This is a genomic window from Streptomyces rimosus, from assembly GCF_008704655.1.
Classification (GTDB): domain Bacteria; phylum Actinomycetota; class Actinomycetes; order Streptomycetales; family Streptomycetaceae; genus Streptomyces; species Streptomyces rimosus.
Genome location: NZ_CP023688.1, coordinates 2805078 through 2822567, shown reverse-complemented (window position 1 = coordinate 2822567; position 17490 = coordinate 2805078). Strand labels below are relative to the sequence as shown.

Genomic DNA, 17490 nt, shown 5'->3' with positions numbered 1-17490 from the left:
CCCCGAGCCCGGAGGACCCCATGACCACCCCAGCCGCCGACGGCTTCCGTATGCCTGCCGAGTGGGCTCCGCATGAGCGGACCTGGATGGCCTGGCCGGGGGTCAACGCCACCTTCGGGGAGGAAGGCGGCGAGGAGTTGGAGCGGGCCCGGCGGGCGTGGGCGGCGGTCGCGCGGGCGGTGCGGCGGTTCGAGCCGGTCACGGTGGTGGCGGGTCCCGGGCAGGCAGACGGAGCGCGGCTGTTGCTCGGGGCGGGGATCGACGTGGTCGAGCGGGCGCTGGATGACGCGTGGATGCGGGACATCGGGCCTGCCTTCCTGGTTGGCGGGCGTGGGCAGTTGGGCGCCGTGGACTGGGTGTTCAACGGGTGGGGCGAGCAGGACTGGGCGTGCTGGGAGCGGGACGCGGAGATCGGCGGGTACGTGGGCGGGCTGGCCGGGGCCCGTACGTACCGCTCGTCGCTGGTGAACGAGGGCGGCGGGCTGCATGTGGACGGCGAGGGGACGGTGCTGCTGACGGAGACCGTGCAGCTCGACCCGGGGCGCAATCCGGGCCGTACCCGGGAAGAGGTCGAGGCGGAGATCCACGCCTGCCTCGGCACCACGAAGGCGATCTGGCTGCCGCGCGGACTGACCGCCGACTACGGGCGCTTCGGCACCCGCGGGCACGTGGACATCGTCGCGGCGTTCGCCCGCCCCGGCGTCGTCGTCGCGCACACCCAGCCCGACCCGGCCCACCCCGACCACGCGGTGTGTGCGGAGATCGTCAAGCTGCTGCGTGCCTCGACGGACGCGCGCGGCCGGCGGCTGGAGGTGGTCGAGGTGCCCGCGCCGACCGTGGTGGAGGCGGACGGCGAGCCGGTGGACTACTCCTACATCAACCACTACCTGTGCAACGGCGGCGTGGTGCTGTGCGCGTTCGGCGACCCGCGCGACGAGGAGGCCGCCGCGATCTTCCGGCGGCTGTTCCCGGAGCGCGCGGTGGTGCAGGCCGACGCCCGTACGATCTTTGCTGCTGGCGGTGGCATCCACTGCATCACCCAGCAGCAGCCCAAGGTGGGCACCGTGTGACGCACCCGGAGGTTCTCGTGCCCGGACCGGTCCGCCGACCCCGGCGGCGGCTCACCCAGCCCCGCGAGCAGGTCCTGGCCGCGGCGATGGCCACCATCGCCGAAGCGGGCCTGGAACGGCTGACCATGGCCGGACTGGGCCGCGAGGTCGGGATGAGCAGCGGGCACATCCTCTACTACTTCGGTACGAAGGACGAGCTGCTGCTCCAGACCCTTCAGTGGAGCGAGGAGCAGTTGGGTGCCCGGCGGCGAGCCGCGCTTGCTCAGCGTGTTCCGGTGCGCGAACGGCTCGACGCGCTGGTGCAGCTGTACCTGCCCGAAGGGCGCCGGGACCCGCGCTGGACCCTGTGGCTGGAGGTGTGGAACCGCTCGCAAAATGCGGACGACGGGGCCCGCGAGCGCCAGCTCGACCTGGAACTGGCCTGGCACCGCGATCTGGTGGCGCTCCTGGCCGAGGGCGCCTCGAAGGGCGAGCTGCGTACGGTGGACGCGGACCGCTTCGCCACCCGTACGCGCGCGCTGCTGGACGGCTTCGGTACGCATCTCGTCGTCGGCCTGCCGGGCCTGGACCGGGAGCAGGTGCTGCGGCACGTGGCGGAGTTCCTGGACGAGGCGCTGGCGCCGGCGGGCGCCCCGAATGTGCCCTAAAAGCTGTGCGGACGCCCCAACCCTCGTACCGGTTGTACGGAAAAGAGCGGATTGACCCTGTCGCAGGAGACGCGGTTGTATCCCCTCGCGCTCCGGCGCAGGGCCGGAGGCGGGTGTTTCCGGGGGGAAGCATGGGCGTGGACAGGGGTACGCGCAGTGGCAGACCTACGTTGACGGGTGCCGTCGCGGTCGCCGTGCTGGTGGGGGCGGTGGCGGCCGGCGGCCCGCCCGCGGCGGCGGGTGGCCAGGGGCCGCGCACCGAGCGGGTGAACACCGCCCCCGACGGCTCCGAGGCGGTCGGCGGCGGCTCGTACAACGCCGCGATCAGCGCCGACGGCCGGTACGTCGCCTTCGACTCGGAGGCCGACAACCTCGTCCCGGGCGACGACAACGACGGCGCCCTCGTCCGCGACGTCTTCCTGCGCGACCGCCGCACCGGCACCACCCGCCGCCTCAACGCCCCGCTCGGCCACGGCAACGCCGACCTCGCCACGATCAGCGCGGACGGCCGGTATGTCGCCTTCAACGCCGAGACGGGCGGCCGGTACCACGTCTACGTGTACGAGATCCGTACCGGCCGCCTGGAGCGCGCCGACCTCGGCATGGACACCGGCTACGACGGCGGCGAGTCGCCCGCGCTCAGCGCCGACGGCCGCTACGTCGCTTTCGTCGGCCGCCAGTCCGCCGTCCCGCCGGAGAAGGAGGAGATGGGCCGCATCTACGTACGCGACCGCCGGACCGGGACGACGCGCCGGGCCAGCCGGGTCCCCGCCGAGGAAGGGCGCGCCTTCGACTCCCCGCGGATCAGCGCCGACGGCTCCCGCGTCGTCTACCGGGAGCGCAGCCGCCGCGGCGGCGGCCCCGGCGGCGACCGCGACTGGGCCGACATCCACCTCGCCGACCTGCGCACCGGCGAGCAGCGGCAGATCGACACCACCGCCGACGGCCTGCCCGCCACCTCGGGCTCCACCGACCCGCTGATCAGCGCCGACGGCCGCACCGTCGCGTTCAACTCCGCGGCCAAGAACATCGTGCCGGTGCCGGACGAGGCACGCTCCTACGTCTTCGTACGGAACACCCGCACCGGCGCGATCCGGCGGGTGGACGGCATCAACGGCAACCAGTACGCCGAAGCCGACGCGATCGGCCCGGACGGCCGACGGCTGCTGCTGCACTCCTACGGCGTCGAGTACGGGCTGTACGTCAAGGACCTGAAGACCGGGCAGGACACGCTGGTCAGCCCCGGCACCGACGGCAAGCCGAGGGCGGCCACCGCCGGGCCCGACGGGATGACGGCGGACGGCCGCAAGGCCGTCTTCGAATCGCACCTGGACGATCTGGTCGCGGGCGACACCAACCACGAGACCGACGTGTTCCTGCGGCACACCCGCTGAGCGGCGCCGACGAACGCGGCAATCCGTCCACCCGCAGGTAACAAAGCGTGATCGTTGCCCGCCGCACCCTTGCCGCGGCGGGCGCCGGTCGGCGACCGTGATCGGTCATGGGACGAGAGCAGTGGAAGAAGATCTGGGTCGGCTCGGCCGGCAACATGGTCGAGTGGTTCGACTGGTTCGTGTACGCCAGCTTCGCGGTGTACTTCGCCGACTCCTTCTTCCCGAAAGGCAACGACACCGCCAACCTCATGAACACCATGGGGATCTTCGCGGTCGGCTTCTTCATGCGGCCGGTGGGCGGCTGGCTGCTCGGCCGGGTCGGTGACCGCAAGGGCCGCAAGGCCGCGCTGACCCTCACCGTCACCCTGATGTCCGCCTCGGCCATCCTCATCGCCGTCGCGCCCACCTACGCGGTGGCCGGCTACGGCGGCGTCGCGGTGCTGCTCATCGCCCGCATGCTGCAAGGGCTCTCGGTCGGCGGCGAGTACGCGGCCAGCGCCACGTACCTCACGGAGGCGTCCGCGCCGGACCGCCGCGGCTTCGCCTCCAGCTTCCAGTACGTGTCCATGACCGCCGGCCAGCTCCTCGGCCTCGGCCTGCAGATCGTCCTCCAGCGCACCATGTCCGAGGACGCCCTGCACAGCTGGGCCTGGCGCATCCCGTTCATCATCGGCGCGCTCGGTGCCGCCATCGTCTTCTACCTGCGGCGCAACATGCTGGAGACGGAGGTGTACGCGCAGGACGACAGCGCGCACAACGACCCGGCGCGCGGCACGATCAAGGCGCTGTGGGCGCACCGGCGCGAGGCGTTCCTCGTCATCGCGCTCACCATGGGCGGCACCGTCGCGTACTACACGTACACCACGTACCTCACCAAGTACCTGTCCGGCACCGCGGGCCTGGACAAGCCCACCGCCTCGCTGGTCAGCTTCTGCGCGCTGTTCATCTTCATGTGCATCCAGCCGCTGGCGGGCCGGCTCTCCGACCGGATCGGCCGCCGCCCGCTGCTGATCACCTTCGCCGTCGGCTCGACCTTCCTGACCGTGCCGATCATGACGCTGCTCAAGCACGCCGGCAGCTTCTGGCCCGCGCTCGGCCTCTCCCTGCTGGCCCTCCTCGTCGTCACCGGCTACACCTCGATCAACGCCTGCGTAAAGGCCGAACTCTTCCCCACCGGCATCCGCGCCCTCGGCGTCGCCCTCCCGTACGCCATCGCCAACGCCCTCTTCGGCGGCACGGCCGAATACGTGGCCCTCTGGTTCAAGAAGGGCGGCATCGAATCCGGCTACTACTGGTACGTGGCGGGCTGCGCGGCGGTGTCCCTGATCGTCTACGTCACGATGCGGGAGACGAGGACGATCGACCTGAACCGCGTACAGCGCGCAGAGCAAGGAGCCGAGTCAGGACCGCAACCGGCGAAAAGTAGCCCGTCCGGCGTTTGAGGACACAGGAAGCGTCAGCCCTGACGACCCGCAGCCAAGCGAAATCAAGCCCGTCCGGCGTTTGAGGACAATCGGGAACGGGCCACCCCCGGCGGCCCGAACTGTGAGACACCCGGCCGCCCCCCCCGGGAACGTATGGCAAACTGACGCCCGTGCCCACCCTCGCCACGATTATTGGCAGCAGGCGCGCCGGTCCGCAGTGACCGCCCCGTACGTACCGAGTACGGCGCGGTCGCCGTCGTCCCAGACCCGCGCGCAGACCTCTCGCATCCGCGAGGGGTCTTTTCGTTTCCGGCCCACCCATCGCCGGCGGCGAAGCGCGAGGGACCACGAGGGGGCGGTGGAACCGGTTATTCCGGTATACCGAGACCCGACAGGAGCCCTGAGCAGCATGACGGACGTACCCGAACCCTCACTGTCCGACGCCTTCCACGTCTTCGACACCACGCTGCGCGACGGCGCGCAGCGTGAGGGGATCAACCTGACCGTCGCCGACAAGCTCACCATCGCCCGGCACCTGGACGACTACGGCGTGGGTTTCATCGAGGGCGGCTGGCCCGGCGCCAACCCCCGGGACACCGAGTTCTTCCAGCGGGCCCGCGCGGAGATCGACTTCAAGCACGCCCAGCTGGTCGCCTTCGGCGCCACCCGCAAGGCGGGCGTGCGGGTCGAGGACGACCCGCAGGTCACGGCCCTGCTGGAGTCCGGGGCGCCGGTCGTCACCCTCGTCGCCAAGTCGCACGTACGGCATGTGGAACTGGCGCTGCGCACCACCCCGGAGGAGAACCTCGCGATGGTGCGGGACACCGTCGCGTACCTGCGCGCGCAGGGCCGCCGGGTCTTCCTCGACTGTGAGCACTTCTTCGACGGGTACGCCCTCGACCCGGCGTACGCCAAGGAGGTCGTCCGGACCGCGAGCGAGGCCGGCGCCGATGTGGTCGTGCTGTGCGACACCAACGGCGGGATGCTTCCCGCGCAGGTCTCGGCCGTCGTACGGACGGTGCTGGCGGACACCGGGGCGCGCCTGGGCATCCACGCGCAGGACGACACGGGCTGCGCGGTGGCCAACACCCTCGCCGCCGTGGACGCGGGCGCCACCCACGTGCAGTGCACCGCCAACGGCTACGGCGAGCGGGTCGGCAACTCCAACCTCTTCCCGGTCGTGGCCGCTCTGGAGCTGAAGTACGGGCGCCGCGTGCTGCCGCCGGGCAAGCTGGCCGAGACCACCCGGATCTCGCATGCCGTCGCCGAGGTCGTCAACCTCACCCCGTCCACCCACCAGCCGTACGTCGGCGTCTCGGCGTTCGCGCACAAGGCCGGGCTGCACGCCTCCGCGATCAAGGTCGATCCGGACCTGTACCAGCACATCGACCCGGCGCTGGTCGGCAACAGCATGCGGATGCTGGTCTCCGACATGGCGGGGCGCGCCTCCATCGAGCTCAAGGGCAAGGAGCTGGGCTTCGACCTGAGCGGCGACCGGGAGCTGGTCGGCCGGGTGGTGGCGCGGGTCAAGGAACGCGAGCTGGCCGGGTACACGTACGAGGCCGCCGACGCCTCGTTCGAGCTGCTGCTGCGCGAGGAGGTGGAGGGGCGGCCGCGCCGGTACTTCGAGGTGGAGTCCTGGCGGGCGATCGTCGAGGACCGGCCGGACGGCACCCACGCCAACGAGGCGACCGTGAAGCTGTGGGCCAAGGGCGAGCGGCTGGTGGCCACCGCGGAGGGCAACGGTCCGGTGCACGCGCTGGACCGGGCGCTGCGGGTGGCCCTGGAGCGGATCTACCCGCAGCTGGCCGGGCTGGAGCTGGTGGACTACAAGGTCCGCATCCTGGAGGGCCGCCTGGGTACCGGTTCGACCACCCGCGTCCTGGTGTCCACCAGTGACGGGCAGGGGGAGTGGTCCACGGTCGGCGTCGCGGAGAACGTCATCGCGGCGTCCTGGCAGGCGCTGGACGACGCGTACGCGTACGGGCTGTTGCGGGCGGGCGTCGAGCCGCAGGAGTAGCCGCCGGGCGCGGAATGTGACCGCGGCCCCGTACCGGTCCTTGGGGGAGGACGGTGCGGGGCCGCGGGGTTTTGCGGGAGCCTTCGGCTCAGGCGGCGGCCTTGACCGCGGAGATGTCGAAGGTGAGCTTGACCTTGTCGCTGACCATCACGCCGCCGGTCTCCAGCGCCGCGTTCCAGGTCAGGCCCCAGTCGGAGCGCAGGATCTCGGCGCTGCCCTCGAAGCCGACGCGCTCGGCGCCGTACACGTCCGTCGCCGTGCCCTGGTACTCCAGGTCGATGGTGAGCGGCCGGGTGACGTCCTTGATCGTCAGGTCGCCGGTGACGCGGTAGGTGGCGTCGCCGACCCGCTCGGCGGCGGTGGAGCGGAACGTCATCAGGGGGAAGGCTTCGGCGTCGAAGAAGTCGCTGCCGCGCAGGTGGGCGTCGCGGTCGGCGATGCCGGTGTCGACGGAGGCGATCGTGACGTCCACGGAGGCGGTGGAGCGGGCCGGGTCGGCGCCGTCGAGGTGGAGGGTGCCCTCGTGGGTGCCGAACGCGCCGCGGACGTTGGTGACCATGGCATGCCGCACGGTGAAGCCGATCCGGCTGTGCGCGGGGTCGATGGTGTAGTCGCCGGTCAGCCGGGCGAGGGCCGGGTCGGCGTCGAGGACGGCGGTGGTGCGGGCGGCGTCCGTGGCCGTGGCCGTGGCGCGCTTGCGGGTGAACAGAGCCATGGCTCCTCCTCGGAAGTGGGTTGTTAAACCTTCAACGAGAATGAGCGTAGCGGGATCTAGTTCAAGTTTCAACATTTGGCCCACGGGGGAGTGATGCGAGGTGTCCGCGGTCGGCATGTCATGGGCATTGTCGGAGGGGCGGGGCCCGTGCTAGACCGTCGGACACCGTTCAACCAGACCGTTTCCGTACGCAGTTGACGCTCACGGAGAGGACGGACCGTGCCGCCCTACCCCCTCTGGTCCCGCCGCGGCTTCCTCGGCTTCTCCGGAGCGGGCGCGCTCGGCCTGGCGCTGGCGCCCGCGCTCACCGGCCCGTCCGCCGTCGCGCACGCCGCCGACGGCGACCCGTACGAGGTACTGCGCCGCCGCTGGCTCGGCATCCAGCTCGGCACCGGCTACGACCCCGCCGCCGAGCCGTACGCCGCCCGCCTGAAGGAGACCGGCGAGCTGGCCCGCGGCTTCCGTACGGCCATGCGCCCGGCCGCCGGCTCGCTCTGGCCCGACAGCCCCTTCGACCCGCCGGCCGGCATCACCCGCAGCTACGGGCGCCTCGCCACCATGGCCCGCGCGTACCTCCAGCCCGGCACCGGCCTGACCGGTGACACCGGCCTCGCCGCCGACCTCGTCCGGGGCCTGGACCACGTACACGACACCGTCTACCACTCCGGCACCACGCGGTACGGCAACTGGTGGGAGTGGCAGATCGGCAGCCCCCGGCTCCTCCTGGACACCGTGGCGATGCTGTACGAGCAGCTCGGCCAGGAGCGGCGGGAGCGGTACCTCGCCGCCGTCGACCACTTCGTCCCGGACGCCATGCTCGGCGACTACACGGGCACCAGCACCGGCGCCAACCGCGTCGACCTGTGCCGTGTCGTGGCCCTGCGCGGCATCCTCGGCCGGGCCCCGGCGAAGATCGCACTGGCCCGCGACGCCCTGTCGCCGGTCTTCCCGTACGTCACCAAGGGCGACGGCCTCTACGCCGACGGCTCCTTCGTCCAGCACACCTGGGTCGCCTACTCCGGCACCTACGGATTCGTCCTGCTCGACGGGCTCGGCCGCCTCTTCCTGCTGCTCGGCGGGTCCGACTGGGCCGTCACCGACCCGAAGCGCCAGATCATCTTCGACAGCGTGGAGCACGCCTACGCGCCGCTGCTCCACAACGGCCTGATGATGGACAGCGTCAACGGCCGCGCCATAAGCCGCGGCTACCAGCGCACCGACGAACGCCGGGTGATGCGCAGCGACCACTTCCACGGTCACGCGCTGGTCGCGGCCGTCGCGCTGCTCGCGGAAGCGGCCACGCCCCAGGAGCGGGAGCGCTGGCAGGCGATGGTCCGGGGCTGGATCCGGCGGGACACCAGCTATCCGGTCCTCGCCGACCGGCAGTACGAGGTCGCCGACCTGGCCCGCCTCAAGACGCTCGCGGACGACGGCGGCCCGGTCGCGCCGGAACCCGTCGCCCACCGGCTCTTCCCGGCCATGGACCGGGCCGTGCACCGCCGCCCCGGCTGGGCCGCCGGCCTGGCCATGGCATCGGACCGCATCACGTACTACGAGAACGGCAACGGCGAGAATCCGCGCGGCTGGCACACCGGCGCCGGAATGCTCTACTGGTGGGGCCACGACTTCGGGGGCGGCCAGTACACGGACGCCTTCTGGCCCACCGTCGACCCGTACCGCCTGCCCGGCACGACCGTCTCCACCAAGCGGCTGGCCGACAACGAGGGCGGCGGCTGGGGCGAGCCCAAGCCCGCCGCACGGTGGGTCGGCGGGACCACCGACGGCGAGTTCGCCGCGGTCGGACAGGACGTGCGCGGCCTCTCCTCGACCCTGCGCGCCAAGAAGTCGTGGTTCTTCGCCGCGGACTGCGTGGTCTGCCTGGGCGCCGGCATCACTTCCCGCGACGGCGTGCCCGCCGAGACGGTCGTGGACAACCGCAACCTGGGCCCGGACGGGGCGCCCGTACTGACCGTGGACGGCGTACGGCGGTCCGCGGAGCCCGGTCGGCGGCTGTCCTTCCCGCGCGCCCGCTGGATCCACCTCGCCGGGCACGGCGGATACGTCTTCCCCCGCCTCCCCGGCGGCGCCGACCAGGTTCCGTACGCGCTGCGCGACACCCGGACCGGAGCCTGGAGCGACATCAACACCGGCGGCTCGCCCGAACCCTTCACCCGCCGCTACCTGACCCTCTGGCTCGACCACGGCACCGACCCGGCGGACGCCGCGTACGCGTACCTGCTGATGCCCGGCGCGGGGCCGCGCGCCCTGGCCGCACGGGCCGCCGACCGCCGCTGGCTGACCGTCCTGGCCAACACCGGCGAGCGGCAGGCGGTCGCGGTCCCGTCGCTCGGCCTGACCGCCGCGAACTTCTGGCAGGCCGGTTCGGCGGGCGGCCTGACCGTCTCGGCGCCCGCGAGCGTCCTGCTGCGCGAGCGCCCGGCGCACGCCGCGCAGGGCAGGCACGGCGGGCGGACGGCGTCACTGTGCGTGGCCGAGCCGCCGCGTACCGGCAAGCCGTTCGAGGTGGTCTGGGACCGCCCGGTCCGCGCCGTGCTCGCCGCCGACCCCTCCGTCACGGTCCTCGCGATCACGCCGGCGCTACGGCTGCGCGTCACCCCGGGCACCGCCTGCACCACCCACACCTGTACGGTCGCCCCGCGCTGACCGGCCGTTCTCCCTGATCAAGGCAGGTTCCGGGGTGCGGCCGTGCCCCGCCGGGGCGTGGTCAAGCATCGGAGGACCACAACGTCGCCCGGGCGCGCTTTGTCGGGCCCATACATACCGACCGGGCCTTCCGGCGTGCCCATCAGGCCGGATGCGGGCCACGTACAGGCGGCTTCTGTTCTGCTTGCCCACCAAATCGCTTCCGACGTTGTACGAAACCGACATCGGTTCCGAGGGCCCGGGCCACGTACCGTCGATACATGACCACTGTCGAAGATGTGCCCGCCGAGGCGAACGATGCCCGCGGGCGGGTCGCCGAGCTGCACGCCATCCGTGAGCAGGCCCGGCGCGGCCCCAGCGAACGGGCGACCGAGGCGCAGCACGCCAAGGGCAAGCTCACCGCGCGTGAGCGGATCGAGCTGCTGTTGGACGAGGGCTCCTTCCGGGAGGTCGAGCCGCTGCGCCGGCACCGGGCGACCGGGTTCGGCCTGGAGGCGAAGAAGCCCTACACCGACGGTGTGATCACCGGCTGGGGTCTGGTGCACGGGCGGACGGTGTTCGTCTACGCGCATGACTTCCGTATCTTCGGCGGGGCGCTGGGCGAGGCCCACGCCACCAAGATCCACAAGATCATGGACATGGCCATCGCGGCGGGTGCGCCGCTGGTGTCGCTGAACGACGGGGCCGGGGCGCGCATCCAGGAGGGTGTCTCGGCGCTGGCCGGCTACGGCGGCATCTTCCAGCGCAACACCAAGGCGTCGGGCGTGATCCCGCAGATCTCGGTGATGCTCGGCCCGTGCGCGGGCGGCGCGGCCTACAGCCCGGCGCTGACGGACTTCGTGTTCATGGTCCGCGAGACCTCGCAGATGTTCATCACCGGCCCGGACGTGGTGCGCGCGGTGACCGGCGAGGAGATCACCCAGAACGGACTGGGCGGTGCGGATGTGCACGCCGAGACCTCCGGGGTGTGCCACTTCGCCTACGACGACGAGCAGACGTGCCTGGAGGAGGTGCGCTTCCTGCTGTCGCTGCTGCCGCAGAACAACCGGGAGCAGCCGCCGTCGGTGGCCTGTGAGGACCCCGCCGACCGCAGCGGCGACGCGCTGCTGGACCTGGTGCCGGCGGACGGCAACCGGCCCTACGACATGCGGGCGGTGATCGAGGAGCTGGTCGACGACGGCGAGTTCCTGGAGGTCCACGAGCGCTGGGCCACCAACATCATCGTGGCGCTGGCCCGGCTGGACGGCGAGGTCGTCGGCCTGATCGCCAATCAGCCGCAGTCGCTGGCCGGGGTGCTGGACATCGAGGCGTCCGAGAAGGCCGCCCGCTTCGTGCAGATGTGCGACGCGTTCAACATCCCGATCGTCACGCTGCTGGACGTGCCGGGCTTTTTGCCGGGTGTGGACCAGGAGCACGGCGGCATCATCCGGCATGGCGCCAAGCTGCTGTACGCGTACTGCAACGCCACGGTGCCGCGGATCTCGGTGGTGCTGCGCAAGGCGTACGGCGGTGCGTACATCGTCATGGACTCGCAGTCCATCGGCGCGGACCTGACCTACGCCTGGCCGACCAACGAGATCGCCGTGATGGGCGCCGAGGGCGCGGCCAACGTGATCTTCCGTAAGCAGATCGCGGAGGCGGACGATCCGGAGGCGATGCGGGCCCGGATGGTCAAGGAGTACAAGTCCGAGCTGATGCATCCGTACTACGCGGCCGAGCGCGGTCTGGTCGACGACGTGATCGACCCCGCCGAGACCCGCGAGGTGCTCATCCGCTCGCTGGAGATGCTGCGCAACAAGCACGCCGACCTGCCCGCCCGCAAGCACGGCAACCCGCCCCAGTAGGGGCGGACGGCGACCACCGATACCGACCGGACCTTTCGCAGACCGGAGAAGATGTGACCACTCCCGTTCAGACCAGCCCCATCCGCGTGGAGAAGGGTGACGCCAGCGAGGAGGAGCTGGCGGCGCTGACCGCCGTCCTGCTCGCCCGCGCCGCGCACCGGCCCGCCGCGGTCCCGGGCCGCCGGCGCGCCACCAGCGCCCGCTGGCGCCGCCTGGAGCGCCAGCACGGCTTCCAGGGCGCCGGCAGCTGGCAGCGCTGAACAACGGCCGACGCCTCGGGCCCGGTACTCCCCGCGAGTACCGGGCCCGAGGCGTCGGCCGTCCGCTTTGTTCGCCCCTTTCGCTCCGTTGCTGCGACGGCCGAATCAAGGCGTAGGTTCGCACCGACTCCGGTGCCGGGAGCTGTCCATTCGGTGATCCCCGTGCTGACATGCGCTCGTCATGGCGCTCCCGGCGTCCCCGTACCGCCGACCCGGGAGCGGTCCCCGGACGACCGGAAGGAAGACCCATGTTCCGCACCCTGGGTGCCGGCGCCGCCGCGGCATCGCTGCTGATCCTCGCCGGCGCGGCGTCCCCCGCCTCCGCTCAGGCATCCCGGATCGGCGACGCGCCGCCGGACGGCAAGATCACGATCAATGTCGCCACCGTCAACGGCTCCGGCTGCCGCCCCGGCAGCGCCGCGGTCGCCGTCGCGCCCGACAACACCGCGTTCACCGTGACGTACAGCGAATACCTCGCCCAGGCGGGCAAGGACAGCAGACCCACGGACTCCCGCAAGAACTGCCAGATCGCCCTGAACGTCCAGGTGCCGCAGGGCTTCACCTACGCCATCGCCCGCGCCGACTACCGCGGCTACGCCCAGCTCGCGCCCGGCGCCATCGGCCTCCAGCAGGCGGGCTACTACTTCCAGGGCAGCGCCCAGACCGACCGCAAGAGCCACCGCTTCACCGGCCCGTACGACGCCAACTGGCAGAGCTCGGACGACACCGAGATCGACGCGCTGGTCTACGCCCCCTGCGGCGAGAAGCGCTACTTCAACATCAACACCGAGCTGCGGGTGGACGCCAAGGGCTCCGACCCCAAGCTGACCAGCTTCATGGCGATGGACTCCACGGACGGCAGCATCAACACCAAGTACCACTTCGCGTGGAAGCAGTGCCCCAAGCCGTAGCCGTCACGGAAGCCGGGCCCCGCCGCCGGGCCCGGCTTCCGCGTACGGCGGTGCGGGGGCAGCCGCGACGGCCGGGGCCACCGTGTCGCCGTCCCCGCCCTGCCCGGCGGTGGGCTCCGGCAGCTTCAGGTACAGCGTCAGGCCGGCGGAGAGCACGTACAGCGCGGCGAAGACGATCACGACGCCCGCCGGGCCGAACGGGCCGAGGAGGACGCTCACGATGGCCGGGCCGACGAAGGCCGCGCCGCCCGCGCCCAGGTTGAGCAGGGCCATAGCGCCGCCCTTGTTGTCCGGCGCGAGGGCCGGGATCAGCGCGGAGATCGGCACGAACCCGGCCAGCGTGATGCCGTAGAGCATGCCGACGGCGATGGCCACCCAGTAGTGCCCGCCGACGGCCTTCGGCACGAAGTAGAGGGTGAGGGTGGTGACCGCGCAGCCGAGGCCGCCGAAGGTGGCGATGGTGCGCCGCCAGCCGATCCGGTCGCCGATCGCCCCGAACAGCAGGTTGCACAGCACGTTGGTGCCGTAGATGACGGCCAGCAGGGTCAGCCAGCGGCCCTGCCCGAAGCCCAGCTCCTCGCCGAAGAACGTCGGCAGGAACACCAGGAAGCCGAACTCCGGCGCCGTGTTGATGACGCGCACCACACAGCCGACGGCGACCTTCGGGTGCGTCCAGGCGATGGACAGGCTGGACATCAGCGACTGCACGGGCCGCACCTCCGGCGGCGCGAGCCGGGCGAAGCCGGTGCGCTCGCGGACGCCGAGCAGACAGCAGACGCCGCCCAGGACGATGATGCCGAGCGCCACCCACAGGGTGCCGAACTGGCCGAACCACGGGTTGGTGGCGCCCGCGACGAGCGAGCCGAGGGTGGGCAGGCCGCCGGTGAAGGCCACGTAGAACCACCCGACCGCGGTGCCCATCCGGGCCGCCGGCGCGGTGGCGGTGATCCACACCAGGAAGCCGAAGGCGAAGAGCGGGTAGCCGAAGCCGCGCAGGCCGTAGAAGACCAGCATCAGCGGGTAGTTGCCCGGCCCCAGCGCCAGGACCAGGAAGAGCACGTCGAAGACGACCCACACGGCCAGGCCCAGCTGCATGACGCGGCGCGGGCCCCACAGGTCCGACAGCGCGCCGGAGAGCCAGGACGCGAGCATGACGGTCACGCCGTACGCGGTGATCACATACGAGGCGTGCACCTCGGTGCCCGCGCCGTGTCCGGCCATGTACGGGGCGATGAAACCGGATTCGACACCGTCACCGACCATGAACAGCAGCACGCCGAGGTAGCCGAGGACCAGTGGCCGGGGGATGCCCAGCCGGTCGGGGAGCGAGAGCTGCGGTGGGGCCATGGCTGCCTCCGGGCGGTGCGGTCCGATGTGATGCAGGCAGCATGAACCTTGTTAACTTCACATGCAAGGTGTGATGCGGGGGCTTCTCCAGGAGTTTCTTCGCAACGAGTGGGGGAGATTTGGCCAGGAGGGGTGACGGATATGTGATGCGGGTGTTAAATCCAACAAGGGACGAAACAAAGGAGTGAGCCCGATGACGACCACCCCAGCCGCCGGCCCCGGCCACGACCCCGGGACCTTCCGTGAGGACTGGCTGGAGGGCCTGGCCGACGCCTACGCCCGCACGGTGCGCCGGGTCCCGGACACCTACGGGGTCGTCGGGCGGCACGCGCCGCGCCCCGGCAAGGTCGCGGTCGTCATCGGCGGCGGCTCCGGGCACTACCCCGCCTTCGCCGGGCTGGTCGGCCCCGGCCTCGCCGACGCGGCGGCCGTCGGCGACGTCTTCGCCAGCCCCAGCGCCGAACAGGTCTACCGCACCGCGCGGGCCGCGGACGGCGGCGCGGGCGTGCTCTTCAGCTACGGCAACTACGCCGGCGACGTGATGCACTTCGGCCTCGCCGCGCGCCGCCTGGCCGCCGAGGGCGTCGACGTCCGTACGGTCCTGGTCACCGACGACGTGGCCAGCGGGCCGCCGCCGGTCGAAGGGCAGCCGGTCGACCCGTCCCGCGACCGGCGCGGGGTGGCCGGTGACTTCTTCGTCTTCAAGGTGGCGGGCGCGGCCGCCGAACGCGGCGACGACCTGGCGGGCGTGGCCCGGCTCGCGGCCCGCGCCAACGCGATGACCCGCACCTTCGGCGCCGCCTTCGCCGGCTGCACGCTGCCGGGCGCGAACGAGCCGCTGTTCACCGTCGACGCCGGAACGACCGAACTCGGCATGGGCATACACGGCGAACCCGGCCTGCGCACCACCCGCCACCTCACCGCGTCCGAACTCGCCGACGCGCTCGTCGACAACCTCCTGCGCGAACTCCCGGAGCCGCCCGCCGGGGGAGACGGGCGCGTCGCCGTCCTCCTCAACGGCCTCGGCCGCACCAAGTACGAGGAGATGTTCGTCGTCTACCGCCAGGTCAACCGCCGGCTGCGCGCCGCCGGACTGCACCCGCACCGCCCCGAGGTCGGCGAGTTCGTCACGTCCTTCGACATGGCGGGCGTCTCGCTGTCCGTGATGCTCCTGGACGACGAACTCGCCGAGCTGTACGACGCGCCCTGCGACACCCCGGCGTTCCGCAGCGTGCCGGGGCGCCACGACGACCAGCGGCCTGCGGAGTCCGTACCCGCCGCATCGGCCGCCCCCGTCCGTACGACCCCTGCCACCGACCTGCCGGCCACCGCCGCCCTCCAGGCCGCACTCGACCTGATCGCCGCCAACGAGGACGAACTCGGCCGGCTGGACGCCGTCGCCGGGGACGGCGACCACGGCATCGGGATCGTACGGGGCCTGCGCGCCGCCGTCGCCGCGGCCCGCGCGTCCGAACCGGGACCGGCCGCCGACCCCCGCTCGGCAGGCGCCGCGCTGCTCGCCGCCGGCCTCGCCCTGGCCGACGCCTCGGGCGGCGCGTCCGGGGCCCTGTACGGCACGCTGCTGGCCGAGACCGGCGCCGTACTCGCCAAGGCGGACACCTACTCCACCGCACTGCTCGCGGACGCCGCCGAGGCCGCGCAGCGGGCCGTCTCGGACCTGGGCGGCGCGCAGGTGGGCGACAAGACGATGCTCGACGCGCTGGACCCGTTCCGTACCGAACTCCACGCCCGCGCCGCCGAACCCCTCCCCGGCGCCTGGAAGGCCGCCGCCCAGTCCGCCACCCGCGCCGCCTCGGCCACCGCCGGCCTCACCCCCTCCCGTGGCCGCGCGGCCCGCATGGGCACCCTCGGACACGGCCATCCGGACGCCGGGGCGGTGTCGCTGTCGCTGCTGGTGACGGCGGTTGGCGATTATCTGAACGGTTAGCGCGCCCACACCCAAAAACCCCCGCACTCGAGGTGCGGGGGTTGTCGCGTCGAGGGGCCGGTCAGCGCAGGCGGGCCATGAGGGCGTGTTCGACGAGGGTGATGAGGGCGCTCTTGGCTTCGCTGCGGTGGCGGGCGTCGGTGGTGATGATCGGTGCGTCGGGGCCGATCTGGAGTGCTTCGCGTACTTCGTCGGGGGTGTAGGGCTGGTGTCCGTCGAAGCCGTTGAGGGCGATGACGAAGGGCAGGCCGCTGTTTTCGAAGTAGTCGACGGCGGGGAAGCAGTCGGCGAGGCGGCGGGTGTCGACCAGGACGACGGCGCCGATGGCGCCGCGGACGAGGTCGTCCCACATGAACCAGAAGCGGTCCTGGCCGGGGGTGCCGAACAGGTACAGGATCAGGTCCTGGTCCAGCGTGATGCGGCCGAAGTCCATCGCCACCGTGGTGGTGGTCTTGTCCGGCGCGTGCGTGAGGTCGTCGATGCCGGCCGACGCCGAGGTCATCACGGCTTCGGTGCGCAGCGGGTTGATCTCTGAGACGGCCCCGACGAACGTGGTCTTGCCCACGCCGAAGCCGCCCGCCACCACGATCTTCGCGGAGGTGGTGGAGCGGGCTGCACCGCTAGAGCTTGCGAAGTCCACTGAGCACCCTTTCGAGCAGTGTCACATCTGGCTGTCCGCCGGCGGTCTCGTCCCCGCCGGGCTGATGGATGGCGACGAGTCCGGCCTCCGCCAGGTCGGCGACGAGGATTCGGGCGACGCCGAGGGGGATGGAGAGGAGGGCCGAGATCTCGGCCACTGACTTGATCTCGCGGCAGAGGTGGCAGATGCGCTGGTGCTCCGGCAGTTGGCCCTGCAGCCGGGCGGGATCGGCGGTCGTGCTGACCAGTGCCTCGATGGCGAGCTGGTAGCGCGGCCGGGTCCGGCCCCCGGTCATCGCGTACGGGCGCACAAGCGGGTTGTGCGCGCCCCCCGTGGGGGCCGACGGCCCGTTGCGCCGCTGCCGGGGCGGTACCGGCTGGACGCGCGGTGCCCGCGGCTGCTCGTACGGCGACGGCTCGTACGGCTGCCGGGAGTCGTACGGCCGCTGCTGGTACGGCTGCTGGGGCTGCGGCGGCTGCTGCTGCCGACGGCTGGGCGCGGAAGGAAAGTTGAAGGGGTTGTGCCGGTGCTCGCCCTGGGGCCCGGACTGCTGTCCGGAGCCGTACGGGTATCCGCTCGGGGGCGTTGCCACGTCTCCTCCTTCAA

At 72.1% G+C, this 17490-nt stretch carries 14 protein-coding genes; 10 read left to right on the top strand and 4 right to left on the bottom strand.

The annotated features are described in order from the left end of the window. Positions 1-20 precede the first annotated feature (20 nt). From CP984_RS11460 to cimA, 5 genes are all read left to right on the top strand, one after another. Positions 21-1070, top strand: a complete 1050-nt coding sequence (locus CP984_RS11460) for an agmatine deiminase family protein (RefSeq protein ID WP_003985222.1) — start codon at positions 21-23, stop codon at positions 1068-1070. A 17-nt stretch (positions 1071-1087) separates the two neighbouring features. Continuing rightward, on the top strand, positions 1088-1717 hold the full coding sequence (locus CP984_RS11455; protein WP_030179098.1) for a TetR/AcrR family transcriptional regulator: 630 nt from the start codon (positions 1088-1090) through the stop codon (positions 1715-1717). A 170-nt stretch (positions 1718-1887) separates the two neighbouring features. Beyond that, positions 1888-3111 carry a TolB family protein gene (locus tag CP984_RS11450; RefSeq protein ID WP_003985220.1) on the top strand — a complete coding sequence of 408 codons (1224 nt, stop codon included), beginning with the start codon at positions 1888-1890 and terminating at the stop codon, positions 3109-3111. 107 nt (positions 3112-3218) lie between these two features. Continuing rightward, complete coding sequence (locus tag CP984_RS11445) at positions 3219-4553, top strand: MFS transporter (RefSeq protein ID WP_003985219.1); 1335 nt, start codon at positions 3219-3221, stop codon at positions 4551-4553. Between the two features lie 391 nt (positions 4554-4944). Continuing rightward, a complete protein-coding gene (gene cimA, locus CP984_RS11440) occupies positions 4945-6555 on the top strand; it encodes a citramalate synthase (RefSeq protein ID WP_003985218.1) in 1611 nt (536 codons plus the stop codon). An 88-nt stretch (positions 6556-6643) separates the two neighbouring features. Here cimA and CP984_RS11435 read toward each other — a convergent pair whose 3' ends face one another. Next, on the bottom strand, positions 6644-7270 hold the full coding sequence (locus CP984_RS11435) for a YceI family protein (protein ID WP_003985217.1): 627 nt from the start codon (positions 7268-7270) through the stop codon (positions 6644-6646). Between the two features lie 219 nt (positions 7271-7489). Here CP984_RS11435 and CP984_RS11430 point away from each other — a divergent pair, with 219 nt between their 5' ends. From CP984_RS11430 to CP984_RS11415, 4 genes are all read left to right on the top strand, one after another. Next, positions 7490-9934, top strand: a complete 2445-nt coding sequence (locus CP984_RS11430) for a polysaccharide lyase 8 family protein (RefSeq protein ID WP_003985216.1) — start codon at positions 7490-7492, stop codon at positions 9932-9934. Positions 9935-10194: 260 nt separating this feature from the next. Continuing rightward, complete coding sequence (locus tag CP984_RS11425) at positions 10195-11778, top strand: acyl-CoA carboxylase subunit beta (RefSeq protein WP_030179102.1); 1584 nt, start codon at positions 10195-10197, stop codon at positions 11776-11778. 53 nt (positions 11779-11831) lie between these two features. After that, entirely contained in the window at positions 11832-12038 is a 207-nt protein-coding gene (locus tag CP984_RS11420; RefSeq protein WP_030179106.1) for an acyl-CoA carboxylase epsilon subunit, read from the top strand. A gap of 248 nt (positions 12039-12286) precedes the next feature. Continuing rightward, positions 12287-12949 (top strand): DUF4360 domain-containing protein, encoded by a 663-nt coding sequence (locus tag CP984_RS11415; RefSeq protein ID WP_003986426.1) that lies wholly within the window; start codon positions 12287-12289, stop codon positions 12947-12949. A 3-nt stretch (positions 12950-12952) separates the two neighbouring features. On the opposite strand, the gene CP984_RS11410 is transcribed toward CP984_RS11415, so the two are convergent. Beyond that, positions 12953-14296, bottom strand: a complete 1344-nt coding sequence (locus tag CP984_RS11410) for an MFS transporter (protein WP_003986425.1) — start codon at positions 14294-14296, stop codon at positions 12953-12955. Between the two features lie 193 nt (positions 14297-14489). Between CP984_RS11410 and CP984_RS11405 the strand changes: the two genes are divergently transcribed. Further along, positions 14490-16244, top strand: a complete 1755-nt coding sequence (locus CP984_RS11405; RefSeq protein ID WP_003986424.1) for a dihydroxyacetone kinase family protein — start codon at positions 14490-14492, stop codon at positions 16242-16244. Between the two features lie 61 nt (positions 16245-16305). Here CP984_RS11405 and CP984_RS11400 read toward each other — a convergent pair whose 3' ends face one another. Both CP984_RS11400 and CP984_RS11395 read right to left on the bottom strand, forming a co-directional pair. Beyond that, a complete protein-coding gene (locus CP984_RS11400) occupies positions 16306-16884 on the bottom strand; it encodes a GTP-binding protein (protein ID WP_073447656.1) in 579 nt (192 codons plus the stop codon). After that, positions 16865-17476, bottom strand: a complete 612-nt coding sequence (locus CP984_RS11395; RefSeq protein ID WP_003986422.1) for a DUF742 domain-containing protein — start codon at positions 17474-17476, stop codon at positions 16865-16867. The genes CP984_RS11400 and CP984_RS11395 overlap by 20 nt, the downstream gene beginning before the upstream one ends. Between the last annotated feature and the right edge of the window lie 14 nt (positions 17477-17490).